Here is a 24,101-nt window from a genome sequence, read left to right on the forward strand (position 1 = left end):
TCGCGCCTATGTGCCCAACGCGTTCTTGAGGTTGTTACAGCCTTTTACCGTGAGACTTTCCTGACCGATAGGATAGAACATGCGCACATTGATTTTGTCGCCCGTATTTGTCCCGTCACCGGTGGCAGAGACACCTAGCGACACTTTCAGCGTGTGCGAGCCGACGGTCACATTGTCCAGCATGTCCGACAGGCGATGACCCGACTGCGCCCAGACATGCGCGACAAAGTTCGTTGGATTGCCTGCGGCAGCCTTCAACTTGGTCAGCGCCGCGGCTGCCCCGTCCTTGATCTCGGTCGCGGAAATCCCCTCGGGCCAAAGCGACGTTGTCTTGCCCGTGCCGATATTGCGCACGTTCTTTTCAGCCATCGACATCATGGCCGCCGTGGGTTCATCCGCCGGACCGCGTGACAAGCCGCCCGCGCGGGTCTTTACAAACTGGCTCATCAACACGTCGGTTTCGTCTTTCAATTCACCGGGGGCATAGGTGAAATTCTCGCGCGCATGGCGTTCGCACATATGTTCAAGGTCCATGACGCTGTCGCTATGCGACGGGATGGCGACGCTGGCGGTGGCAATGCTGGGCAGCGGTTTCTTGGCCATGTTCGCCCCTGTGGCCAGCAGGTCATCGCCCGTGGCGGGCGGCGTGGTGGACAGGCTGGTGTCGGGCATCTTGACCGTTTTGAACGCCCGCGTGCCGGTCATATCCGCAAAACCGGCGGCGTTTTCCAGATCCGCATCCGAGGCTGCATTAACGGTTGTGGGCGGCATTTTATAGCTGGTCGTCGAGACGAAAACCATCCGCGACAATTGCGTGATCTTCATGGTCCGCGCCGCCTTTTCGCTCAGGCTGTCGCTGAGCGTGACCAGCGCGACCAAGGCGTCGGCGGCGTCTTTCTTCTCTTTCGGCGCGCCCTTGTCGGTGCCGCCAGAGTTCCAGATATCGGCGATGTCCTTGGCGTCGGCTTTTTCCTCGGTCGTGCGCTCGGGCTCGGGGATCAGTTTGGCAAGGCGGTCATATTCCTTGGCCGCATCAACGTATTTCGTGGCGAGGGCAACGCGGGCCGTCGCGGCAGAGATCGCCGCCTGCACCAGAACGGTCGCCTTGTTCAACTGGTCCGCCGTCGGCGCGACCGGTGCGGTGGGCGCGGCATAGGGCGGGCCCGATGGCGGCCACGGCGAATCCGGCGGCATGGCAAGGCCCGCAACCGCGCTGGTCGCCGCCGTTTTGGCAAGGGTCGCCACCTTGGCCTGCAACGCCATATCGGCGGTCAGTGCCCTCAAACCTTCGATACTGCGCGCGCCGGGGCGGGCGGCTTTTGCGGCCGCTTTCGTGGCGTCGGCGCGGGCGGTTTGAACATCCGTATCGGCGGCGGCCAGCACGGCCAATTCGGCACTTGCGGCCTCGTCAATCTGGGCGAATGCCTTGTCGAGTTCCGCTTTGACGCCCGCGCGGTTGGCCGGGATATTGGCGCAAAATCCGGCCTCGAGCGCGCGGGTGTCGGACATCTTGGTCTTGGCCTTCGCGGTGGCGGCACTGGCGCGGGCGGCTTGCATGTGGCCCGCATTGGCCCTGAGCGCGTCGCTTGCTGCCTTCGAGGCAAGCGGCCCTTGGGTCAGCGCGGCGTCCCGCTCGGTCTTGTCGGTGGCAGCGCCGGCGGTGCGCGCGCAAGCCTCTGCCGCGTCGCTTGCCGCCTTGATCAGAACGGGATCAATGGGCGCGCTTAGGCCCGACAGCGCGGCGATGGCAGTTTTTGCAGCCTCCGACGCCTTATGGACGGCAGTGTTGGCGGTCTGCTTGGCGTCATCCACGCTGGTGCCATCAAGGGCAGCCTGCCGTTCGGCGGCAGCCTGCGCGGCACTGTCCAGCGCGCTGTCGCCTGCCGCTTTCAACCGCGCAAGCTCGGCGACGGCAATGGCACTGGTTTGTGCGGCTTTCAACGCGTCCTCAAGCGCGGCTTGGGCCGTGCTGGCATTGGCCACCCCGTCGCGCACATCGCGGGTCAGCCCTTGCATCAGGGCCGAGATTTCGCCCGCTGCGACAAGTCCATCTTTGGCGGCGGGCGCGGCAGCGACGCGGGCGAATTCAGCCGCCGCAGCAAGGCGCTTGGACAGTTTGGCAAGTTCTGCCGACACGTCCTTGGCCGCCTGAAGTGCTGCTGCCATCGCACCGGCATCCGCCGTGGCGCGCCCGCACAGCGCGGCCTGTTCCGCCACCTCCCCCGCTTGGGCCAAGAGTTGCGGATCAACGGGCGGTTTGGCGGTTTTCAGCACGTCGACCATTTGGGTGGCGCGCAGCGTTGCGGCCTCGGCGGCGGCTTTGCGGTCGGCCAGTTCCTTTGTCACGGCGGGGTCGGTGTCGGCCTTGCCCAATGCGCTGGCAACGTCGGCTTTGACCGTGTCCGCACTGGCGCTTGTGTCGGTGATCTGCCCCGCCAACACCTGCGCGCGCAGCCCTTGCGCCGCTGCTTGCGACAGGGTCGCCATCGCCTGTTTTTCGTCTTCGGTCGCGGTGCCGTCGTCGGCGATACGCTGCTCGACCGCCGCGAGGCGACCAAGGGCGGATTTCTGGTCATCCGCCCCTGTGACAGCGCCGAAGGCGTGGATCACCTGCAATGCCAGCGCGGATTTAAGGGTGTCCAGCGCCGCTTTGGCCTTGGTCGTTGCCTCGGCGCGCACATCCTTGTCGGGCTCACCCGCTGCGGCGAGCATCAGCGCGTCGCAGGCCGTGGACAGGGCGGCGACCTCGGTGGCGGTGCCGCCGTCGGTCTTCTTGGCAAGGGCGGTGGAGAGGTCGGTCACCTGTTTGATCGCGGCACGGGTGGCTTCGGTTGCCTCGGTGTCGGGGGTGCGGTTGGCAGTGTCCCCTTCCAACGCGGTGATCTGCATGGGGCCGGTTGCCAGTACGGCCTGCGCTGCCGCCAGCCGCGCCTTGTCGCCACCGGTGGCAAGGTCGATCAACAGGCCCTGCCCGCCGTCGGGCATCGCGCCAAGCGCGCCGCCGACGGTCACACCGCCCGCCGGATCGCTGCGCGCCTCAAGCACCGCACCCGCCGCCGCCAGACCGCCTGCGCCGCTTTCCCGTGTGGCGCGGGCGGCGACGACATTGGTGGTGACATGGCCCTGAAAGGCGGCCATTTTCTGCACTTGTTGCGCGGTTGTCCCCGCATTGGTCGGATCGCGCCGCTTGAACCCGTCCATCAGGTCCGCCATCCGTTCGCCCGCCATCGCCTCGCCCGTCTGGGACTTGCCGTTCATCGCCTGCAAAAAGGATTGCAGCTGCGGCACGTCGCCCTGCGCGTCATGGGGGAAGCCGTCATAAAGCTCTTTCAGTTTCTTGGGATCGCTGCCCAAGGCGTCCACCAGCACCGATTTGAGGGTGGCGGGGTGATCCGGCGGCTTGCCCCCCATGCCGCCCGATTGCACCAGTTTGGCAAGCGCGGGTTTGTCCGCGTCCTTGCCGATTTTCAGCAACAGTGCGCCATCGTCGCCATCCACCAAAGGGCCGAGCGCGGCGGGGGCCTGCCCCAGACCGCCTTCGTCCAGCGCGGTGCGCAACTGTTCGCGCTTGGTCGTGTCATCAAAGGTCTTGCAAAAGTCCACCATCTTGGCCGCATCGCCACCACAGCCGGTGGCCAGAACCTCCGCCAAGGCGTCGGGATGCGCGCCCAGCCCGCCGCCGTCCAGCACATTGGACAACTGCGCCGGATCGCTCGCAAAGGCGTCGGCCAGTTCCTTCAACTTGGCCGGCTTGCGCTTGCAGCCTTTGTCGACCAGCGCGACCAGCGCCTGTGCATTGCCGCCCAGACTTCCGGCGACGAAATCACCGAATTCCTTGGCCGAGCCGAATGCGCCGATCAGGTCCGCCAGTGGTGGTTTGGACGGCAGCGCCTTGGCCATCGCCTCGACCTTTTCGATACTGCCAAGCGATGTGGCCAACGCATCCACATCCGCCCTGTCCACATTCGGCATCAGCTTGGCCCGCGCGGCCAGAATATCGGCCAGTTCGGCAGTATAACGTTCCAGCGCCACAATGGCGGCGAGTGCCGTATCAAGTTTCATGAGATCACCACTGCGTCACGCGCGTTCTCTGCCGCTGCTTTGAGGACGGCCCAGCGGTCCTGTTCGGCCTTGGTGCCGCCCGTGGGGGCCGTCACCGCCTTGATCCGGCGGTCTAGATCGCCACGCACGCGGGCCAGTTGCACCGCGCGTTTGCTCATCCCCGCCAGTTTCGCCAGCGCGGCAGCGGCGTTCAGGATATCGGCCTGCGCTTCCTTCTCTGCCGCGTCCACATCATCGCTCAGCGCCTTGGATTGTGAGGTCGAAAACGCGCCACCCGTCGCGGGCGCAGCGATCTTGGCGCGCGCATCCTCAACGGCCAGCCTCAGCGCCTCGGCGGCTTGGGTGACTTTGTCCCGCAATTGCGTGAATTGCTGATCGATCTGCGTGATCTCCTCTGTCACGCCATCCAGATCCGTCGCGCCCCAACTGGTGATGTTATCCCAGTTGGCGAGCCGCTCCAGCTTGGTTTGCAGCTTGCTCTGCGCCTCGACCAAGGGGGTCGCTTCGGTCGGGGGTGTCGCATCGGGCAAAGAAGTATCGACCTTGCCAAGCAGATCCAGCGCCGCCTTGGCCCGTTCAAAGCGGGGCTTGCGATCTTCCTCCAGCGATTTTGTGACCTGTTGCACATATTCCAGCAGCAGTTTCAGCGCGCTGTCGCCTGCCGTGATGTCGTCCGCACTGGGCGTGGCGCTTTCCAGCGAGCTGACCACGGCCTTGAACAGCTCAAGGCGGCGTTCCTTTTCGCTCGCCTCGGCCTTGTCATCCACGGTGGCCTTGTCGGCTTGGGTCAGGATGTCCTTGCGCTGTTCGGCGCGGGCGGCGCGTTCTGCGGCGATGCGTTTGGTGACTGTGTCGATCAGGGCCGTGGCGCGGTCGATATCACCTTCGGCGCGGTCCAGATCATCCCCCGAGGGCGGCGTGCCTGCCAGTGCCTCGGCCACCTGTTGTTTCAGGGTGGCAAGGTCTAGCCGTTCCTGCGGCAGGGTTTCGGCGTCGCCCAGATCGCCAACCGCGCCCAGCGCCTTTTGCAGGCTCGCCTTGCGGGCAGTGCGCGCCTCGCGGTCCAGCCGCACCCGTTCGAGCACCTCGGCGTGCAGCGCGCTCATCGCCTTGGCCTCTTGCGCGGCGGCGCGCACGCCTGCGGCCGTCGGCGGATCATCCAGCATCGAAGACACCGCGCCGCGGGCGCTGGCCAGCGCCTGCACATCCGTGGCCACAGCATCAGGGGGCGTTTTCAGATCCTGCACGGTTTTCAGAATTTTCGAGGCCGCCGCGCGCAGGTCATTCACGCTTTGCCCGTCAGGGGGCGCGACGCGGTCGTCGTGGATATTCGCGCCAATGGCACTTTTCAGAATGAACGTTTCAAGAAAAGCCAGTTGTGTCGATGTCAGCGGCATGGGCGATCAATTCCCCCTATCAAATGCCGTTGACCCTAGGGCCACTGCCGCGCCAGATCAATTCATAGTTGTACCTGCCGCCACCCACGCCGGACCCGCTTGTAACCCGCAGGCGTCTGTAACATGTTGCCCTTGTTGATGGCTTTTCCGATTGGATGCTTGTGCCGATGAACCGACCCGTGACCCTGATCGGCCTTGCGCTTGGCCTGACCCTTTGTGTGGCCATCGGGTCCTATGTGCTGACGCGCGATGGTGCGGACGACACGCAGGCCTACACCGCCCCGGGGTTGGAACCGATGACCGTGGACGATGCGAGTTTGGAGTTCTGGCGGCTGACCCCTGCCCTGTTGCTGGTGGTCTATGACGCCTTCGGCCAGACCGAAGAGGACGCGATCTATGACACGCTGGCAAGCGTGACCCATGGCGAGGCGCTGGAATACCTGTACCTTGAACGGGTCGGTGCGATGGCGGGCGGCGGGCTGGAAGAGGCCGACCAGACCATTCACGAGATCAAGCTTCTGGACACGCGCATTGCCCGCGACGGGGCGACATTGGCAATTGATGCCTCATGGCAGGTGGTCGGCACGGTCGGCCATGCCGAACATCTGCACGTGCGCGGCAACACCTACAGCGCCGATCTGGACGTGGCGCCCGTGGACGGGGCGTGGCGCATTACCGGTTTCGAGCTGCGCGGGGTCAACCGCGACGCCGCCGGTGAAACCTTTGTCGCGCCGCCGGAAGATCAATGATCAGCATCGACAACCTTTCCTTTCGCTATAGCGCGACCAGTTTCGGCCTGCATGTGCCGTCCTTTACCTTAGGCGATACGGAACGGGTGGCCATCGTCGGCCCCAGCGGCAGTGGCAAGACCACGCTGTTGAACCTGATCGCGGGCATTCTGACGCCGCAATCGGGCAGTATCGACGTGGCAGGCACCGATGTCGCCACCCTGTCCGAGGTACAGCGCCGCCGCTTTCGCGCCAGCACGATCGGCTTTGTGTTTCAGGACTTTGCGCTGCTCGACTACCTCTCGGCGCGGCAGAACATTCTGTACCCCTACCGGATCACACCGGCGTTGAAACTCGACACAGCGGCACGTGACAGGGCGCAGGCGCTCGCGGATGCGTGCGGCATCGGCGACAAGCTTGACCGCCACCCCACCGCCCTCAGCCAAGGGGAACAGCAGCGCGTCGCCATTTGCCGTGCGCTTGTCACTCAGCCCAAGCTGATCCTGTCGGATGAGGCGACCGGCAACCTTGATCCCGAAAGCAAGGCGCGCATCCTTGATCTGCTGTTCGAACAGGCCGCCGAGGCCGGTGCCGCCGTGCTGGCCGTGACGCATGACCATGAATTGCTGCCGCGTTTTGAACGGGTGCTGGATTTTGCGCAGTTCCGTCAGAAAGGTGCAGCATGAACGCGCTTTACCTCGCCTTTGCTTACCTGCGCTATCACTGGGCGCGCAGTCTGGTGCTGACGCTGGTAGCGGCGCTAATCCTGTTTGTGCCGGTGGCCACGCAAATCCTGCTGTCCACCAGTGAACGCGCGCTGGTGGCGCGGGGCGATGCGACGCCCCTGTTGCTGGGCAGTCGCGGCTCGCAACTCGATCTGACCATGGCCGCGCTGTATTTCTCGGACGAACGGCCCGACCCTGTGCCCATGCGCGAGGTCGAAGCGATCTGGGACAGCAGCCTTGCCCTGCCCATCCCTGTGCACGCGGCGTTTTCGACCGCCGGATTTCGCATTGTCGGCACGTCACTGGACTACTTCGACTTCCGTGACCTGAGCATCGCGCAAGGGCGCGGCCTGTCGGTGCTGGGCGATGCGGTGATCGGCGCGGATGTGGCTGCGGCCTTGGGCAAGGGCGTGGGCGACACGCTTGTGTCCTCGCCCGAGAACCTGTTCGACCTTGACGGTGTCTACCCGCTGGAAATGCCGATTGTCGGCGTGCTGGAGCGCACCAATACACCGGACGATCAGGCCGTGTTTGTGGATATCAAGACCGCATGGGTGATCCAGGGCATTGGCCACGGCCACGAGGATGTGGTGACCGCCGACGAAGTTGCCGCAGGCGGTGACGCTGTCGCCAATGCTGCCGTGGTCCAGTACCAGCGCATCACGGATGACAATATCGACAGCTTCCATTTTCACGGCAGTCAGGACGGCTTTCCCACTTCGGCGGTGATTGTGGTGCCGTATGACGACCGGTCGGCCACGATCCTCAAGGGGCGCTATCTGGACAGCGACAACCCCAGCCAGTTGATCGCCCCCGCTGCTGTGATCCAAGGACTGGTGGACCGTATTTTCCGCATCAAATCGCTGCTCGATGTGGTGACGCTGATCATCGCTATCGCAGCCTTTGCGGCCATCGGGCTGGCGGTGTTCCTCAGCTATCGCTTGCGGGCCAAGGAAATTGCCACTGCCGTCAAACTGGGCGCGCGGCGGGGCATGGTGTTGCGGCTGTTGTCAGCCGAGACAATCACATTACTCTCTATTTCAGCGGTGATTGCCGTGATTGGTGCGGCTATCGTGTCCAGAAATGCAGAAGCGTGGGTGGGCTGGCTGCTCGCGCTTGGATCTTAATACGTTCAAGGAGGTTTCATGTTCCGTCATCTTATCACCACATCCCTTGCAGGATTGATCGCCGCCTCGCCCGCGCTGGCCCATTACGGGATGATCATCCCCTCCGATCCGATGATCAGCCAAGAGGACGGGCGCAGCGTCGGGCTGACCATGTCCTTTTCCCACCCGTTCGAACTGGCGGGCATGACGCTGGACACGCCGGTGGCCTTTTCTGTTACGCATGACGGCAACACCACCGACCTGCTGAACGAACTGACGGATCAGACGGTGTTGGACGAACAGGGCTATACGCTGGACTATCCGCTTGACCGGCCCGGCACTTATGTTTTCGCCATGGAACCCCAGCCCTATTGGGAACCTGCCGAAGATGCGTTCATCATCCACTACACCAAGACCTATGTGACCGCTTATGGCGATGACGAAGGCTGGGACACGGAACTGGGCCTCAAGACCGAGATCGTGCCGCTGTCCAAACCCTTTGGCCTGTGGGAACACAACGTGTTTCAGGGCATCGTCAAACTGGACGGAGAGGCCGTGCCTTACGCCGAGGTGGAGGTCGAGTTCTACAACAAAGACGCAGGGGCGACTGCTCCGGATGATCTGATGATCACCCAGACGGTCAAGGCTGATGGCAACGGCGTGTTCACTTATGCGCCCCCTGCGGCGGGCTGGTGGGGCTTTGCCGCGCTGAACACAGCCGATTACACGCTGGATCAGGACGGGCAGGACAAGGCCGTTGAACTGGGCGCGGTGATCTGGGTCCATTTCGAAGACTGGACCGGCCAATGATACGGGCCACCGCCCTTGCCTGTCTTTGCGCCGCTGTCGCCCCTGTGGGGGCGGCTGCACACCAGTTGACCGTCTTTGCCTCGGTCGATTGCAAGGCGGTTCTGGTAGAGGCGAAATTCTCGAACGGGAACGCGGTGCAGATCGCGGATGTGCGCGTGCTTGACGGTGAAAACGCCCTGCTGCTAACCCTGCCGATCCAGAAAGACGGCACGCTGTCTGTGCCGCTAAGTGATGTGGACCATTCGGGCGGCCTTGTGATCGAAGTCGATACCGGTAGCCACGACAATTACTGGATCGTCACCCCCGACGACATAGCCAAAAGCTGTCAGAGCTGACCATGAAACATGCTATGAAAACCCTGCTTGCCAGCGGCGTGATGCTGGCCACGACATTTGCCGCCACGGCGCAAGAGGCCGCGCGCGTGGTGGTGGTGAACCATCCGCTAGAATTTGTGGCGCAGACGCTGCTGGGCGATGCGGGCGACGTATCCTTTTCCGTGCCAGCGGATGTGGACCCGTCCTTCTGGCGGCCTGCCATTGCGGACATCAGCGCCTTTCAAGCGGCGGACCTGATCCTGTTGAACGGTGCGGGCTTTGCCACATGGGTGGACCGCGTATCGCTGCCGCGATCCAAGGTGGTGAACACCACAGCGGGGATCGAGGACCGGTTCATCACAACCGAAAGCATCACCCACAGCCATGGCGATGGCGGCGAACATTCGCACGAGGGGCTGGCGTCCTACACATGGCTGGACCCGTCCCTGTTCATTGCACAGGCCGAAGCCATTGCCAGCGCCATCACGGCCCGCGACCTCGCGCCCGAGGCCGATGTGGACGCGCGGTTGACCAGCCTGCGCGACACCCTGTCAGAGATGGATGCGCAGGCCGAGGCGGCGCTTGCCGGTCTGGTCGACGTGCCGATGATCGCCACCCACCCGCGCTATCAGTATTTTGCGCGCCGCTATGACGTGTCCATAGCATCACTTGAGTGGGAAGCCGGCGAGATGCCCGACGAAGCCGCCCTTGCCAACCTAACGACCCTCATCGACACCACAGGCGCGCGCATCCTGATTTGGGAGGCGACGCCGCCACCCGCCGCGTTTGAGGCGACCAGCGCCTTGGGGGTGAAGAACGTTGTGTTTGCACCGCTTGCGCACGGGGTTGAGGGGCAATCCTATCCGCAGGCCTATATGGCGGCCGTCACGGCACTGGTCGAAGCGGGCGCAGAATAAGAACGCGGCGGGCGGGCATCTTTGCCTGCCCTCTCGACACGCCCTCTCGACATGGGGCGCGGAACATTCTACGCGCTGTTGTGTGAAAAAACGCCCGCTTATCCTGTCGAAACTTGCCCTGATCCTCGCGCTGGTCTGCGCGATGGTGGCAACGGGATTCGCCCATAAAAGCCCCAACGGCTATACCAACCTCACGCCGGAACTGGCGCGCTATGTGGCGGCGGGGGGCGCGTTGGGCGACATCTGCGGCCCCGTCGATGAACAGGATGGCGCGCAGAACCAAAGCTGCGAGACTTGCCGCCTGACCGGCGCGGCCCTGATCCCACCCTTTGCCCCCTGTGCGCGCCCTGTCACAACCGACCGCACGCAGCGCTTTGCCTTTGTCGCCAAACGCTTGCACGAGACGCGCGCCCTTGACCCAGCCCGCCTGACCCGCGCCCCACCCCACGCCTGACCTCGACCTTTCCCTTTCTCGAGATCAACGCCCGCCAAATGCGGGCCAACAGGCGTGGAGCCACAATATGACATCGACCACCACTGACGCGCAGCCCGAGGGGCGCGTATCCAAATTCTATTTTGCCGCATGGCGCTGGCATTTCTATGCAGGGCTGTTCGTGATCCCTTTTCTGGCCGTGCTGGCCCTGACCGGCATGGCAATGCTGTGGATCGCGTGGATCGACGGGCGCGACGGCGAACGCACCGCCGTGACGGCCCAAGAGATCACGCAGCCCGTCAGCGCACAGGCCAAGGCAGCCGTGGCAGTCGTGCCTGACGGCGTTCTGAAACAATATGTGGCCCCCCGCGATGCAGGTCTTGCCGCGCTGTTCCGCGTGGATGCGGATGGCGATGCGATCATGGTCGCGGTGGACCCTTACACTGCGCAGGTCGTACAGACCTTTCCCCGCCGCAGCGGCTGGTATGACTTTGCCGACGCGTTGCATTCGGACCTGATGCTGGGCGTTACCGGCGACCGGATGGTGGAAACCGCCGCCTCGCTCGCCTTGGTTTTGGTGGCGACGGGGCTGTACATGTGGTGGCCACGGGGCGGCGCATGGCGGCGCGCGCTGTTGCCACGGTTGGGACGCGGGCGCGGCCTGTGGCGGTCGCTGCACGGGGTCGTCGGCCTTTGGCTGTCTGTGTTTCTGGTGTTTTTCCTGATCTCCGGCCTGTCATGGGCGGGCATCTGGGGCGGCAAGATGGTGCAGGCATGGAGCCAGTTTCCAGCCGAGAAATGGGACAATGTCCCCCTGTCCGACGACATCCACGCCAGCATGAACCATGCGCGCCGCGAGGTGCCTTGGGCGCTGGAACAGACCCCAATGCCTGCCTCGGGCAGTATGGCGGGGCAGGATGGGGTACAGGGGCCTGTGACACTTGACAGTATGGACGCCCTCGCCCGCGAGATCGGGTTTACCGAACGCTACCAGTTGAACTTGCCGCAATCGGGCACCGGCGTCTGGACGATCAGCCGCGATTCCATGAACACCGACAGCACGGACCCGATGTCGGACCGGACGGTGCATGTGGACCAGTTCAGCGGCAAGATCCTCGCCGATGTGCGGTTTGCCGACTATTCCCTTGCGGGCAAGGCGATGGCGGTCGGGATCGCGCTGCATATGGGCACGCTGGGTTTGTGGAGCGTGCTGGCCAACACCGCCGTCTGTCTGTTGGTGCTGTTCCTGTGCGCGAGTTCTGTGGTGATGTGGTGGAAGCGTCGCCCTGCGCAGGCCGGGCGCCTTGCCGCGCCGCCCATGCCCAAAGATGTGCCGCTGTGGAAGGGCGCGGTGCTGGTCGGACTGGCCCTGTGCATGGCCTTTCCCATGGCGGGGATCGCCGTGCTCTGCCTTCTCAGCTTTGATCTGCTGGTGCTGTCCCGCCTGCCCCGCCTGCGCGCGAGCCTGAGCTAAATCCCTGACATGCGCCGTTTTTACGGGCGGCGCATGTCACTTTGGGGATGCTGCGGTGCGACTAGTCCAGATCGGGCAGGCAGGCGGTGATCGCCTTGCTCAACGCCTCGGCAGTGAACGGTTTGCGCGCCACGAGTGCGGGCGGGTATTGCGCGGTGATCTCGCCCGCGTCGCCATAGCCCGAGGCAAGGATGAACGGGATGGCTTGCGCGGCCAATGCCTCGGCCACCTTCAATGAGGTCTGCGCGCCAAGGTTCACATCCAGCAGCGCGAACGTGATCTCGTTCTCCTCCAGTAATTTCAGCGCGTCCTCGACCGAACTGGCCATATGCACATGCGCCGCGCCGTTGGCCGTCAGAATGTCAGAGGCATCCAGCGCGATCACCATGTTATCCTCGACGATCAGAACCTCGCCGTGCAGGTTTTTTGGCGCTTTGCGGGGGTCTTTGGCCTCTGGCGCGGGCTCGGGGGTATAGACCTCTTGCTGGTCGGAAATCGCGGTCGAGGGCAGCATGATATCCGCCTCGAACCCCGTCACCGCATAGCGCGTGGCGACCGTGCCCTTCAGCTCATATGGAATGGTCTTTTCGATGATCGTGGTGCCAAAGCCCTGACGCGTGGGCGCCTTGACCGGCGGGCCGCCGCGCTCGCGCCATTCCAGCAACAGCGCGCCGTCGTCCTGAATGCGCAGATCAACCGTCACCATGCCCGAACTGTCCGCCAGCGCCCCGTATTTGGCCGAGTTTGTCACCAATTCGTGCAGAACAAGCGCCACGGTCGAGAACGCCTCGGGCAGGAGCATGGGCGCGTCGCCGGTGATCACCAGACGGTCCTTTGCCCCGTCCAGAAAGGCGTTCGCCTCCACGTCGATCAGGCGGCGCAGCGAACTGGGGGCCCATTCCTTGTTGGTCAACTGGTCATGCGCACGCGCAAGGGCGTGCACGCGCCCGTCCAGCACTTTGGTATAGGTGGCCACATCCTGCGCGCCACTTCGGCTTTGCGATACAAGCCCTTGAATAAGGTTAAGAATATTGCGCACGCGGTGGTTCAGCTCCGCGATCAGCAACTCTTGGGTGTCAGCAGCCTTGCGGCGGGTTTCTGACGCATCATCAGTCAGTTTCAGCACGATCTCAATCAGCGACACGCGCAGGGATTCGGCGATCTGGATTTCGTTTTCGGTCCACTTTGACGAGGTGTTGCGCACCATTTCGGTCCAGGCCTCAAAGCTTTTGCGCGGGGTCAGGCGCGTGCCGTTTGGCCCTGCCTCGACCGGCTTGTTGGGATTGCCCGCCCACCGGACCGACCGCGCGACCTCGCGGCGGAAAAACACGATGTAATCGCGCGGCGTGCGCGAAATCGGCACCGCCAGCAGGCCCGCCACATCGGCTTTGAACCCTTCGGCATCGGGATAAAGCGCGGCGAGGTTCTGTGTGGCAAAGGCCTGCCCCATCGGCGCCGTGTTCAAGAAGCGGGCCATTTTCTTGAACTCCGCCTCGTCCGGTGCCTCGCCCAAGGCGGCGTAATGCCCATCGGAATATACCGCGACACCGTCATTGGCGATCAGGCCCGACAATTCGTCCGCGATCACCTCGAACCCTTCAATCAGGCTGGTGCCGCCCGAAATCTGGATCATCAGGTTGTCATGCATCCGGCGCACATCGACGCTGTGCTCGCGGGCGACAAGGTCGATCTTTTGCATCAGTTCATAGGAAAAGAACTGCGCAAACAGTTCGATCGCCGTGCGGCGTTCAAAGTCGATATGATGCGGCGTCTGGTGGTGGCAGGCGAACAGGCCCCACAGCTTGCCCTCTTTGATAATCGACACAGACATAGAGGCGGCAACGCCCATATTCCGCAGATATTCCAGATGGATCGGCGACACTGCACGGGTCACGGCCAGCGACATGTCCATCGGTTCACCCATCACATTGGTCTGCGGGACGATGGGTGACACCGCCCCGTCCACATCCGCGATCAGGCGTAAGTGGCTGCGCAGATACAGCGCGCGCGCCTGTTTGGGAATGTCACTCGCCGGATAGCGCAGGCCCAGAAACGGCTCCATATTGGGCTGTTTCCTTTCGGCGATCACCTCGCCCGCGCCGTCCTCGTCAAAGCGGTAGACCATCACGCGGTCAAAACCGGACATGATTTGCAGCGCCATCGCCGCCTGTTCGCAGGTCGCCTGCACATCCTTGGCCCGCCGCACCCGCGCCACAAGGGGTTGGACCATGCTCATCTCGTCACGGTCTTCGGTGTCGAGTTTCGGTTCGAATTCAAAGACATAGTTCTGGCCAAGCGCGTGTACCGACACGTCGAACAGCACCCCGTCGCCCAGCACATCCATGCCAAACACCCGCGAGGACGAGGTTTCGATGTTCAGCAATTGCAGCTTGGTGCGCAGTTCATGCACCGTGGGTTCGGGCAACAGATCGTGCAGCCGCGCCCCCACCGCATCAACCGGCGAGATGCCCAGCAGATCCTGCACATTGGCCGATACGTGGTTGACCATGAAATCCGTCGAGGTCGCGATCAGACAGCCATAGGCCTGCACGCCGCCCAACTGGTGGATCGGCTCGCGGTCGCAATTGGTCAGATCGACCGTTTCATTCGGGTCAAGGTGCACGTTGTCGGTATTCATACGAGGGCCTCCTGATCTGTGCCCAGGTCTTGGAAAACGGTCACAAACATCTTGAATAGTCGTCGGGTGTCCGCCACCACCTTGTCGGCGCGTGCGCTGGCAGCATTGACGCTCGTTAGCGCCTGACAGGTCTGCGGCCACAATGTCGCGTCGATTTCCTGCCCGAAATAGCTGTTGGCGCGCAAAACAGCCGGATGCGCGGATGCCGCCCATGTTTTGTGCAAGATTTTCGTCCCAAGCCGCGATCCCGCCACCATGTAGTCGATGGCAAGCGGATCAAGCGGACCAGACAGGGGATGCGCGCGCGCAGGCTGCCCCCCGTCAAAGCGTTGCACATCAGCCCGCAGTGCCGTGACCATCCCGTCCAGCGTCGCGCGCGACTGACACGCCTCATTCGTATGGGCATGCATCGCCGAGAAACACGTCAGGTGCAGGCGCAAAAACCGTGCAAAACCATCAGGCTGCGCGATATCCAGCGTCGAGATGCGCGCATCAAGATCGTCATGTGCCTGTCGCGTTTCAAGACGCAGAATCTGGCGGAAATCTGTATTCAAAGTGGCCCCCACGAAAGCGAAGACGTGTAGGGCATCTTGCTGTCTAGGCCAACAGCCTAGCACTCAGTCACCGACGTGTCTTTAACCTGTGACATAGCAGCACATTTGATTTGCCTTGAGAACCACAAATTAACGTCTGGTGAACGGGCGAAAGGTGCCGCAGCGTGGCCTGCCGGTTGGGCAAAAGCACTGGGATTTTCCCGGATACGCGCCACCAATCGGCGCAACAGCACGTCAACGGATCTTCAGCTATTTGGAAGAAGTGGTGCCCCCACACGGATGTTGTGTTCCCGTTACAGGCACTGCTTCAGCTGATAACCCCAGCAAAACAAGGGATATCGGAGGTAGTGAACTCCAGTCAATAGGCGCGGTCTGGTCTACAATATGGTCTACGGTGGCCAGTGCAGCCCCTAAGCTGCTCCGAGAGGCCCATCTGCGCTGTCAGGCATAACTGACCACCGACCAGCCTATGCTGCCCCTGAAGCTGACTGTACGAGACCCTGTAGGCAGCTTAGGTGGGGGGGGTGGGGGGAGAAACGAACGCCCTATCTAATGTTAAGGCGCTCGCATTTTTTTAGCTTAAACACCCGCGATATAGCTCGCGCCTTCCACAGGACCGAAGAGACTAGGCGTCATCTGAAGAGCATTGCGGTAACGGAAGTTGCCAACAGTGACCTCGACCACGCCGAGCTCTTCCAGCCCAGCTATGTAGCTGTCGTGTTTGCGTATGCGCTTGCTAAAGTTGGAAGCATCATACCCCAAGTGAGATCGTAGCTCTGTGAACATCAAAACTCCATTTGGATGTTTCTCAAAGTACCTCTTGATATAGGACAGAGCCTCCTGAACCTTGCCTTTGGGCTTCTCCTTAGACCGCGCCCAAGTGCCAACCCTACATCCAGGGAAGACTACGGGGAGCAGCTCGCGCACCCTCGAACGTGCCGAGGCTATGATGTAGGCGTTGCAGGGACCACACTCCAATCCGCTGCCCTGCCTAAGCGCTGCACGACACAGTGCCTGCAGAATGTGTTGCATGTGTTCGCCATCCTGCATGTCGTTGATGAGGGACTTGGGAACACTTTGGCTGCTTGGGATGTCGCAATAATACCTGGCCAACATTTCGTAGTCGGTCTCCGAGTAGGTATTTAGACCTGCTAGAATGACGTTCGGGATATCACGGAACTCATTCGTCCCCCTATGCTTGCCCCAGTTGAGGAAGCGGACACGGCTCGGGTCTGAACTGAGTTGCCCCCTGACCAGATCGGGGATGGCTCCACGATTGACCCCTTGGTGGTAAATCACCAGCCATTCCTCACTGGGTTTACTGTCGATTAGCTTGGCAATTTCGTGAGCCAGCGCTTCTCCGTCTTTAGCCCATGCGGTCTTACCAGCACCTTTATCCATGACGCGGACAGAAAGATTGCTGTAGCCCCTGACCGCTGATGGCAATCGCACGAGGTTACCCCTGTGCTTCTCCCACTGGCCATAGGTTGAACGCACACGGCCTGAGGCATCAAGGATCACCGCAGGGGCAAAGTCTTCTGGTATCGCGTCTCGGCAGTCGAGCGCAGAGATAACCTGTTGTGCGTTGTGGGGCCGGCGCAGCAGAACACGGCGCCCTGATAGAGCGTAAAGTCTTCCGAGGTAATCAGCATGTTGCTTTTCTTGACCACTCTGAGCTGTTCGTAGGGTAATCCCTGCGACCTGTCGGATGTCGGGCCAATCAAAGGTGCCTTTGCCATCAGATGCTTTAAGGGCCAACTCCAGATCCTCGACAATCGATGCTAGCGCTGGATGCGAAGTTCTCAGTGGGTCACGCAGCGCGGCAAGTTGGTCAGTGTTGAGAGAGACCACCTCACCTGGCAGCATTTCCTCATCCCATATACGGACCGTGCGAACACTGCCTTTGAAGTAGAACTCCTCAGCTTCCGAGAAGTCACGATCACGGCCACCGCAACGGCTTTTGATCATGGCATGGGTCGTGAACAACACACGAGCTTCAGCCTCAGGGGTGGAGCTTAAGCCATTTACCTTATCGTCACTTGTCAGGACGGCGAAGTCAGCCTTATCCAGACCCATATCTTTGACCAGCCGCTCTATCTCCTCCAACTGCGCAAAGCAGAGTAGCATAGCAACATCTTTATGCTGTTCAGACCTCAGGAGTTCCTGAACGAAATGGATCAGCGTGGTGGTCTTCCCTATTCCAGGATCAAGGCTGGACAGGTAGAAGTGAGACGGTGCTGACCCGTCAGCCATAGCTTCCATCGTAGCAACCAATACACGTAAGGCTTCTGCTACATCCTGATGGAGCTGACCCCCAGCCCTTCCCTCCAACACGGAAAGGAGGGAGGAGATCGTAGCATCAGCCAAGCTATTCGAGCTTAGCTTAGTGGTACAGTTATCATTTAAGGGTCTTAATGGTGTTTGTACCACCGGGGCCATGCCATGCGGAATAGAGATAGCGGTCCCAGTGGCCAAAGCTGAAGCGTGCGCCATAAGCGTTTCCTTTATGTTGATGTTGATGGGGAGTGAGTGTGAGGGTCAGACAGCATAGCCAGCTGAAGCTATTGCTACGCTGCTGCCCCGACATTCAGTTGTTGGGTATTGTGATGGTGGTCCCTAAACGCCAGAGCTGTGGCTGAGGGCCATATCTTGGTGGGGTGAGGCCGAGGGATGGTCTCCACTGACCAAAGCGGATACGGAGAAAGGTACCGCGCGGATTGCCTAATTGGGGTCTCAACGTTCTGCCCCCATTCAGCATTTTTGGTTAGATCACGATGCCCGTGTTCGAGCTGTAAGCTGACGTTCTTATTGAGTGGAAGCGGGCCAAAGCGGACACCTGCAATCAGCGTCACTGGGTGGGGTACGGTCCGCAAAACCAGATGTGTGCTGCAACTGCAAAATTGGTCCTTCCGCGCCGCTCGCTGCCTCCCGGGGTGTTCATCCATCATGTAGTGTAGTTGCTATGACGCGTCGGTGGTCCACACGCGTCAAATCCGCTATACTTTTTGGTGCTGCACTAACGCCCCAAGGGAACCGCATAAACCAAATGCAAGACCGATACGCTGGAGATGTTGGCGACTTTGTAAAACTCGGGCTACTGAGAGCCCTTTCATCGGGACGACAGCTGGGCGTTGCTTGGTACCGGTACCCTGACGAAGATCACAACGGGAATGGGCGGCACGTCTCTTATCTCGATCAACCGCAACGATACAAACACTTAGACCCGACCCTGTTCAGCCACCTTCGAAATATCACGAAAGATGCACGTTCGATCAACTCGTTGCTGCCGATGCTGGGAGGCGCGATCTCATTTGACGAGAGCGTAGACCACAGTGTGATATCACCTCGTGAACGCCGTGGCTGGCGCACCGCTTGGTTCAAGCAGCTGGCGGACAGTCTATCCCAGTGCGACCTCGTATTCGCAGACCCCGATAATGGAATCATTGATGACTCAGATTGGCGAAGGGGGCGGGCGGCATTCGGCAAGCAGATGCCACTCTCCGAGGTCCAGGAGCTTGCCAAAGGGCGGTGCGCTATAATCTACCATCATAACACTCGTCGGCGAGGTGGCCATGACGCCGAGGTCAATTATTGGCTTGGAGAAATCGGGATGCCAGGCTTGGCAGTAAGGGCGACCGCCTACAGCCCGAGGACATTCTTTGTGTTAAACCCGAGCGAAGAGATCAAGGTGCGAGTTGAAAAGTTCTGTCAACAATGGACTGACCTGAAAGTACGTCTGCATAGGGCAGTATAGCATAGCTGTGCCTCAAACTGGAATGGCCCTTACCGGACATTCGCAGGTGATCAATACGCTGCGGTGCAGCTTACCCGAAGCGGACATTGGCAATGAAGCGCCGCATTCTGGCGTAGCCGATGACTGCAATGCCGGACATAGTGTGCTTTCGCTGCGGCTGCGCCAAGGTCAGCTTTCAAGAAACCTGCCCGGTCAAAAACGGTGGTTTTCGCCGATCAAAAAGAGGGAAGAGAAAGTCAAGATATCTGACCTTTCCCGTAACCTTCTAACAAAACAATTTACATTGCGGCCGCTTTCCTTAGAAACGGTCCTTGCAGGATACAAAGAGAGGTTGTCATGCTCAAAAGCATAATGTGTTCCGTGTCTTTCTTTTTGGCGTTTTCTTCAAGCGCATTGGCGTATTGGGACGTTCAAAACTCTGGCGAAGATGTTTTTGGAAACGTGAACGTTACGGCGTCTTCCATTGGCGACAATGGTAACCTGATACGGTTTGAGTGCGGCAGTTCTTCAGAGCCGTTTTTTGTGTTCCTGATTCGAGATAACACGGGTAGTATTCCAGAAATTTCCGCTGAGTTTTTGCATGTCGACAAAACTGGTCAAAGATACAAGGCGGACGCTCTTCTAACATCGTGGAATGACAAGTATGTGGCCGTTAAGGTCACGGATAAATCTGCATTGCGCCGTCTCGCCGAGCATATGATCGTAGCTAGCAAGTCCATACCTGTGGGGATTATTGTTCCTACACTCGATATCAAGGTGTCCGATACCTTTAGTCCGCGCGGTAGTACCGCGGCAGGCCGTACAGTATTAGAACACTGTCTTTCAGAAGCTTCTTCATCGTGAGTGGATCGAAGTTTATGCGAAAAACGACTTTTTTCATTCTGCTCACCGCACTGCCATCACCACCTGTGTTTGCGTTTTCGCAAAGCGACATCATTTCGGTGACCCAATTAGTCGATATACGGCTATCTGATCTGAAGCAGTCAGAAACGTTTTTCCTCTGCACTGCGTATAACTCCGATGGAAAGCCGCTTGATACAACCAGCGCCTATGTAGAGGGGTCGGTTGATGTGGTATCTTTAGATTTCCAAACTCGGGAAGCCGTAGCGTCTGTTAAGTGCCACATCGATAACAACTGAACGCTCCTCCACCGATCAGTGAAAATTAGTGGTGCGCGCTGCGAAGATGTCTGTGCGTGCCAATAACCCTATGCCAGAATATCATGGTTAAAAACGGTCGTTTTTTTTCACTGGCGTTGATGCCGCCGGAATCATTGAAAAACACTGTGTTACAAACCGTTGGCAAAACTCGATTTTATTTTGTCATGTTTTTGTCCACAGCGCTAGGAGCGGACTTTGGTGCAAGGTGCAGCATCAAGCAAAATGGGCTCATTGCGGACTTTCGCGGTTTTTGCACATCTTGTGATATACAGGGCTGTCAACGTCTGGTTGCCGCTGTGGGAGGGAATGGTGGATCGGAGGATTTATCAAGCAAACACCAAACTTACCGGCCATTCGCGCGCTTCGGCCCGCTTGGAACAAAGGGCGCATCGTCGGTCAAAAATTCCCGCTGAAGCCCAAACACGTCTGGGCAATCCGCGTACGGCTCGAGCTGGCGGAGAACCATCGCGACCTTGCCCTGTTTAATTTGGCTACCGACAGCAAACTGCGTGGCTGTGATCTCGTCCGGATGAAAGTCGTTGATGTGATGGCGTCAGGGCAGATCAAAGCGCGGGCATCCGTACTACAAAGCAAAACTCAAAAACCGGTTCAGTTTGAAATTTCGGAAGGCACGCGGGTATCGGTCGCGAAATGGATGGAAGCCCCCCTGATGGTCGGGTCCGAATTTCTTTGGCCAGGACGTTTCCACGAGCGCCTGCACATCTCGACGCGTCAATATGCGCGGATCGTGCGGGACTGGGTTGGGTCCATTGGTTTGGAAGTTACAGCTTATGGTACGCATTCAATACGACGGACGAAGGTCACACAAATCTATAAGAAAACGGGCAATTTGCGTGCTGTTCAGCTTTTGCTGGGTCACACCAAGATGGACAGTACAGTACGATATCTTGGCGTTGAACTCGAAGATGCCTTGACAATCTCGGAGGCCATTGAAATCTAAATCTTTGGGCCGTTCGAAAAGGACGGCCCATAAGAAACATTCACCAACCAACTCTCATACTGCGGTCGCATTCCGCATTGCCGACATTCGTGCATTGTACAGCATTTTGGAGAGGGTCAAACGTCGATCAGCTGACGGAGATGTTGTGGATATCCCTATTTTGAATGGGTTGCGCTTCAAGACCGAAATCTAAGAGCTCGAAGGCGGGGCTGGTTGGTCGCCAGTGGGTGCAACCGAAACTGGGGCGATTATTGGCACGAGCAATCTGATTGCGGGAGGCCGAGTGGAATTTGAAGAGGCAATCAACACCATTAGAAGTACAGAAGCGATCGCTTTTGCCGACTTTGGTGCAAACGTCGCCCCGTTTAGGCGGCAGGCGTACTGCCCAGGGCCGCGATTTTGGCGTTCTACACAGCCGCTTATGATCTCAGAGCGCCCGCAATAGCATTGAGGAAGTCGGATCTGGCAACAGGCTTCATGAGCCGTATGTCTTTTGGTCGCAGACCATTGCCGTGGACGGTTGCTTCGTTGGCATAACCGGACAGGAAGATCATGGGCAATTCCGGATCCAAAGCCCGAATTGCCTTGGCGAGGGTGGTGCCCTGAAGCGTGCCGGGCATGACGATATCGGTGACAAGCAGATCAAAGCCCGCCGAGCTTTGGAACACCCTCAGCGCATCATCCCCGCTTGCCGCCTCCGCCACATCATAGCCTGCACTGCGCAGCATGGTCGAAAGCACCTGCCGGACCTCCATTTCGTCTTCGACAAGCAAGATGCGCCCAGCATCATTGGCGGTTGCACCGAACCGAGCCGTAGCGTAGCCCGATGGGAGTGGCGCCGGTGCATTCACAGCAGGAAAGTACAGCTTGAACGTCGTGCCAACACCAAGCTCGGTATAGACTTGAACCGTGCCGTTCGATTGTTTGACGAAGCCTTCCACCATGGCCAGTCCCATGCCAGAGCCTTCGCTCGGCCCCTTGGTTGTGAAGAAGGGTGAAAAAACCTCCTTCAGCGTGTCCGGGTCAATGCCTGACCCGGTATCACTGACCGCAAGCATGACATAGCGGCCCGGTTGCAGCTCTTCGTCACGCTGATCGGCATAGCTTTGGTCGATGCGCACATTGGCCGTCTCAATGGTTAGCTTGCCGTGACCTTTCATGGCGTCGCGGGCGTTCAGCAACAGATTCAACAGCGCGCTTTCAAGCGAGGCCTTATCAAGCTTTGTGTGCCAAAGACCGGCCAGAAGCGAGGTTTCGATCTCGATAGCCTCGGGCAGAGCGCGTTCCATCCAGTTTTTTGCGTTCCGGACGACACAGTTGAGTTCCAGCACCGCGGGATCGAGATGCGCCTTGCGCGCGTGGGCCAGCATAGCCTGCGTCAACGCTGCGCCGCGTTTGGTCGCCTCCAGACCGGAATCGATGTAGCGCAGCCTTTCCTCGTCCGTCTCGTCATCCTTGAGCAACTCGAGATTGCCCATAATGATCGCCAGATGGTTGTTGAAATCATGGGCAATGCCGCCGGTTAGCCTGCCGATGCTTTCCATGCGCTGTGCGCTTTGGGCGATCTTAGCTTGGCGTTCCGCATCCTGCTGCGCGGCCACTTCGGCGTTGACGTCGATCAGCACCCCTTCAATGCGATAGGTGCCATCGCCCAGATCCGTCGCTTGGCCGTGGAAATCAGCCCAGCCCTGGGGCACCTGATGCCGCACATACACCGGCGTGCCGGTTCGCGCGCTTTCAACGATCTTTTGAAAGACCACCTGAAACACGTCATTCGGAAGCAGGTCGCCCAACACGTTTGGATCGTCGTAGGCCTGCTGAGGGGAAACGCCCCAGATATCAATAAGCTTGTCGCTCAGGTAGATGTTCTGAACGATCCGATCGGGTGCAATGATCGCTTGGAAGACCAAGCCCGGGAAGCGCTCGATCGCTAGCTTGAGACGTTCGGAGGTCTCGTCGTGTTGCGCGCGGAGGTTCCAGATGTCGGTCAAGTCAATGTTCAGACCGAACAGCGTCGCATCCCGCCCACTCTGCGTTTCGTTGAAATGCCAGACTCGCTTGACATACAACATCTCGCCGGTGGTCTTGTAAATCCGGCCAAAATCATGCGTGATGGTGTTGTCACCACTTGTTGCTCGGAAACCATTGCCCAGCATTTCGTCGCGATCCTCAGGATGGATAAGCTCTGCGTAGACTTGCGCGCGTTGCTCCGGCGGCAAGTCTTGCATGCCGTACATCTCAAGAAGGCTATCGCTCCAGAAGAAGCCATGGGAATCTGGCGTTGCGTCAAATGAGCCGGTACCGGCCTCGTCGGGATTGTTGCTGAATGCCCCGACACCGGCCTCTTTGAACAACAGTTGCATCTGGCGCTCGCGTGTCGTGCTCTGACGCCTTGCATCGCTCAGGCGCGCAAGATCCCGAACGACGAACCAGACCAGAGCGACGGAAACGGCCTGCGCGGCGAGAGCGATGCCCAAAATCGGCAAGCCCGACAGGACATGGGCAAAGGCGGTCCGGTTGGCTACAAACAGATATCCGATGACGACCACCGTGCAGACCAAAGCGACGGCAAGCGGAACGGTGCGTATCGGAGGATTGGGCCATTTTTTGAACGGCACCAGGCTTTGCATCCAAAGACCTGCCAAAACATGACCTGCCTCTACCGCGACGCCAATGATCTGCAATTCGCCCCCCATTACATAGCGGGTGACACCAGCCAAGAGAAACGCGATCAGCCCGCTCAGCGGCCCGCCGATATATGCCGCAAAAACCAATGGGCCAGAGACGCCGTTTATCAACCCCGCTTGGTTTGGCAGTTCATATCCGGCGCGCACCATAAGCGCCGCAGTGATGCCGAAGGCCAGACCAAGCAAGCTGCGATGCACCGCCCCTGTTCGCGGTTTATTCCGGTACAGAAAGACAAACGCCAAAGTCGCGCCAAGCAAGGTGGTCGCCACAGCGGTGTCGATGATGGATGCGAAAATTTCACTCATCGCGGGACGCTCATTTTTTGGGTTTCCGTGATGAAGAACACTTAGAAGAAGGTGCCGTCACAGCGGCGTGCGATG

At 60.0% G+C, this 24,101-nt stretch carries 18 protein-coding genes; 12 read left to right on the top strand and 6 right to left on the bottom strand.

All coding sequences use genetic code 11. The features are described 5' to 3' along the window. Nucleotides 1–6 precede the first annotated feature (6 nt). Both AC6GQJ_RS04100 and AC6GQJ_RS04105 read right to left on the bottom strand, forming a co-directional pair. Nucleotides 7–4,062, bottom strand: coding sequence for a hypothetical protein (locus AC6GQJ_RS04100; RefSeq protein WP_500772039.1), 4,056 nt, complete (start codon nt 4,060–4,062; stop codon nt 7–9). Continuing rightward, on the bottom strand, nt 4,059–5,459 hold the full coding sequence (locus AC6GQJ_RS04105) for a hypothetical protein (RefSeq protein ID WP_500772041.1): 1,401 nt from the start codon (nt 5,457–5,459) through the stop codon (nt 4,059–4,061). The genes AC6GQJ_RS04100 and AC6GQJ_RS04105 overlap by 4 nt, the downstream gene beginning before the upstream one ends. 167 nt (nt 5,460–5,626) lie before the next feature. Here AC6GQJ_RS04105 and AC6GQJ_RS04110 point away from each other — a divergent pair, with 167 nt between their 5' ends. From AC6GQJ_RS04110 to AC6GQJ_RS04145, 8 genes are all read left to right on the top strand, one after another. Next, nucleotides 5,627–6,208 (top strand): hypothetical protein, encoded by a 582-nt coding sequence (locus AC6GQJ_RS04110; protein WP_500772043.1) that lies wholly within the window; start codon nt 5,627–5,629, stop codon nt 6,206–6,208. Beyond that, entirely contained in the window at nt 6,205–6,873 is a 669-nt protein-coding gene (locus AC6GQJ_RS04115) for an ABC transporter ATP-binding protein (protein WP_500772045.1), read from the top strand. The genes AC6GQJ_RS04110 and AC6GQJ_RS04115 overlap by 4 nt, the downstream gene beginning before the upstream one ends. After that, on the top strand, nt 6,870–8,039 hold the full coding sequence (locus AC6GQJ_RS04120; RefSeq protein ID WP_500772047.1) for an ABC transporter permease: 1,170 nt from the start codon (nt 6,870–6,872) through the stop codon (nt 8,037–8,039). Before AC6GQJ_RS04115 ends, AC6GQJ_RS04120 begins: the two co-directional genes overlap by 4 nt. An 18-nt stretch (nt 8,040–8,057) precedes the next feature. Continuing rightward, a complete protein-coding gene (locus AC6GQJ_RS04125) occupies nt 8,058–8,828 on the top strand; it encodes a DUF4198 domain-containing protein (protein ID WP_500772049.1) in 771 nt (256 codons plus the stop codon). Next, nucleotides 8,825–9,163 (top strand): hypothetical protein, encoded by a 339-nt coding sequence (locus AC6GQJ_RS04130; RefSeq protein WP_500772051.1) that lies wholly within the window; start codon nt 8,825–8,827, stop codon nt 9,161–9,163. Before AC6GQJ_RS04125 ends, AC6GQJ_RS04130 begins: the two co-directional genes overlap by 4 nt. A 14-nt stretch (nt 9,164–9,177) precedes the next feature. Further along, nucleotides 9,178–10,059: a metal ABC transporter substrate-binding protein gene (locus AC6GQJ_RS04135; protein ID WP_500772053.1), complete on the top strand. Its 882-nt coding sequence runs from the start codon at nt 9,178–9,180 to the stop codon at nt 10,057–10,059. A gap of 82 nt (nt 10,060–10,141) precedes the next feature. Then, nucleotides 10,142–10,513 carry a hypothetical protein gene (locus AC6GQJ_RS04140; RefSeq protein ID WP_500772055.1) on the top strand — a complete coding sequence of 124 codons (372 nt, stop codon included), beginning with the start codon at nt 10,142–10,144 and terminating at the stop codon, nt 10,511–10,513. A gap of 67 nt (nt 10,514–10,580) precedes the next feature. Beyond that, nucleotides 10,581–11,966: a PepSY-associated TM helix domain-containing protein gene (locus AC6GQJ_RS04145; RefSeq protein WP_500772057.1), complete on the top strand. Its 1,386-nt coding sequence runs from the start codon at nt 10,581–10,583 to the stop codon at nt 11,964–11,966. Nucleotides 11,967–12,027: 61 nt separating this feature from the next. Here AC6GQJ_RS04145 and AC6GQJ_RS04150 read toward each other — a convergent pair whose 3' ends face one another. The 3 genes from AC6GQJ_RS04150 to AC6GQJ_RS04160 form a co-directional block, all read right to left on the bottom strand. Beyond that, the gene (locus tag AC6GQJ_RS04150) at nt 12,028–14,604 is read right to left on the bottom strand and encodes an HWE histidine kinase domain-containing protein (protein WP_500772059.1); all 2,577 of its coding nucleotides are present in this window, start codon (nt 14,602–14,604) and stop codon (nt 12,028–12,030) included. After that, nucleotides 14,601–15,158, bottom strand: a complete 558-nt coding sequence (locus AC6GQJ_RS04155; RefSeq protein ID WP_500772061.1) for a heme oxygenase-like domain-containing protein — start codon at nt 15,156–15,158, stop codon at nt 14,601–14,603. Before AC6GQJ_RS04155 ends, AC6GQJ_RS04150 begins: the two co-directional genes overlap by 4 nt. A gap of 579 nt (nt 15,159–15,737) precedes the next feature. Then, entirely contained in the window at nt 15,738–17,411 is a 1,674-nt protein-coding gene (locus AC6GQJ_RS04160; RefSeq protein WP_500772063.1) for a hypothetical protein, read from the bottom strand. Nucleotides 17,412–18,958: 1,547 nt separating this feature from the next. On the opposite strand from AC6GQJ_RS04160, the gene AC6GQJ_RS04165 reads away from it, so the two are divergent. The 4 genes from AC6GQJ_RS04165 (at nt 18,959) to AC6GQJ_RS04180 (ending at nt 21,033) form a co-directional block, all read left to right on the top strand. Next, on the top strand, nt 18,959–19,264 hold the full coding sequence (locus AC6GQJ_RS04165) for a hypothetical protein (protein WP_500772065.1): 306 nt from the start codon (nt 18,959–18,961) through the stop codon (nt 19,262–19,264). Nucleotides 19,265–19,272: 8 nt separating this feature from the next. Further along, entirely contained in the window at nt 19,273–19,755 is a 483-nt protein-coding gene (locus AC6GQJ_RS04170) for a hypothetical protein (protein WP_500772067.1), read from the top strand. A gap of 14 nt (nt 19,756–19,769) precedes the next feature. Beyond that, a complete protein-coding gene (locus tag AC6GQJ_RS04175) occupies nt 19,770–20,051 on the top strand; it encodes a hypothetical protein (RefSeq protein ID WP_500772069.1) in 282 nt (93 codons plus the stop codon). 346 nt (nt 20,052–20,397) lie between these two features. After that, nucleotides 20,398–21,033 carry a tyrosine-type recombinase/integrase gene (locus AC6GQJ_RS04180; protein ID WP_500773805.1) on the top strand — a complete coding sequence of 212 codons (636 nt, stop codon included), beginning with the start codon at nt 20,398–20,400 and terminating at the stop codon, nt 21,031–21,033. 419 nt (nt 21,034–21,452) lie between these two features. On the opposite strand, the gene AC6GQJ_RS04185 is transcribed toward AC6GQJ_RS04180, so the two are convergent. After that, on the bottom strand, nt 21,453–24,026 hold the full coding sequence (locus tag AC6GQJ_RS04185) for an ATP-binding protein (RefSeq protein ID WP_500772071.1): 2,574 nt from the start codon (nt 24,024–24,026) through the stop codon (nt 21,453–21,455). Nucleotides 24,027–24,101: the final 75 nt, after the last annotated feature.

The sequence above is a fragment of the Tateyamaria sp. 7Alg 36 genome, assembly GCF_059882455.1.

Coding starts and splice junctions, on each gene's coding strand:
- AC6GQJ_RS04100 (WP_500772039.1), bottom strand. CDS start 4,062: ATGAAACTTGATACGGCACTCGCCGCCATTGTGGCGCTGGAACGTTAT.
- AC6GQJ_RS04105 (WP_500772041.1), bottom strand. CDS start 5,459: ATGCCGCTGACATCGACACAACTGGCTTTTCTTGAAACGTTCATTCTG.
- AC6GQJ_RS04110 (WP_500772043.1), top strand. CDS start 5,627: ATGAACCGACCCGTGACCCTGATCGGCCTTGCGCTTGGCCTGACCCTT.
- AC6GQJ_RS04115 (WP_500772045.1), top strand. CDS start 6,205: ATGATCAGCATCGACAACCTTTCCTTTCGCTATAGCGCGACCAGTTTC.
- AC6GQJ_RS04120 (WP_500772047.1), top strand. CDS start 6,870: ATGAACGCGCTTTACCTCGCCTTTGCTTACCTGCGCTATCACTGGGCG.
- AC6GQJ_RS04125 (WP_500772049.1), top strand. CDS start 8,058: ATGTTCCGTCATCTTATCACCACATCCCTTGCAGGATTGATCGCCGCC.
- AC6GQJ_RS04130 (WP_500772051.1), top strand. CDS start 8,825: ATGATACGGGCCACCGCCCTTGCCTGTCTTTGCGCCGCTGTCGCCCCT.
- AC6GQJ_RS04135 (WP_500772053.1), top strand. CDS start 9,178: ATGAAAACCCTGCTTGCCAGCGGCGTGATGCTGGCCACGACATTTGCC.
- AC6GQJ_RS04145 (WP_500772057.1), top strand. CDS start 10,581: ATGACATCGACCACCACTGACGCGCAGCCCGAGGGGCGCGTATCCAAA.
- AC6GQJ_RS04150 (WP_500772059.1), bottom strand. CDS start 14,604: ATGAATACCGACAACGTGCACCTTGACCCGAATGAAACGGTCGATCTG.
- AC6GQJ_RS04160 (WP_500772063.1), bottom strand. CDS start 17,411: ATGGCTGACGGGTCAGCACCGTCTCACTTCTACCTGTCCAGCCTTGAT.
- AC6GQJ_RS04175 (WP_500772069.1), top strand. CDS start 19,770: ATGCGAAAAACGACTTTTTTCATTCTGCTCACCGCACTGCCATCACCA.
- AC6GQJ_RS04185 (WP_500772071.1), bottom strand. CDS start 24,026: ATGAGTGAAATTTTCGCATCCATCATCGACACCGCTGTGGCGACCACC.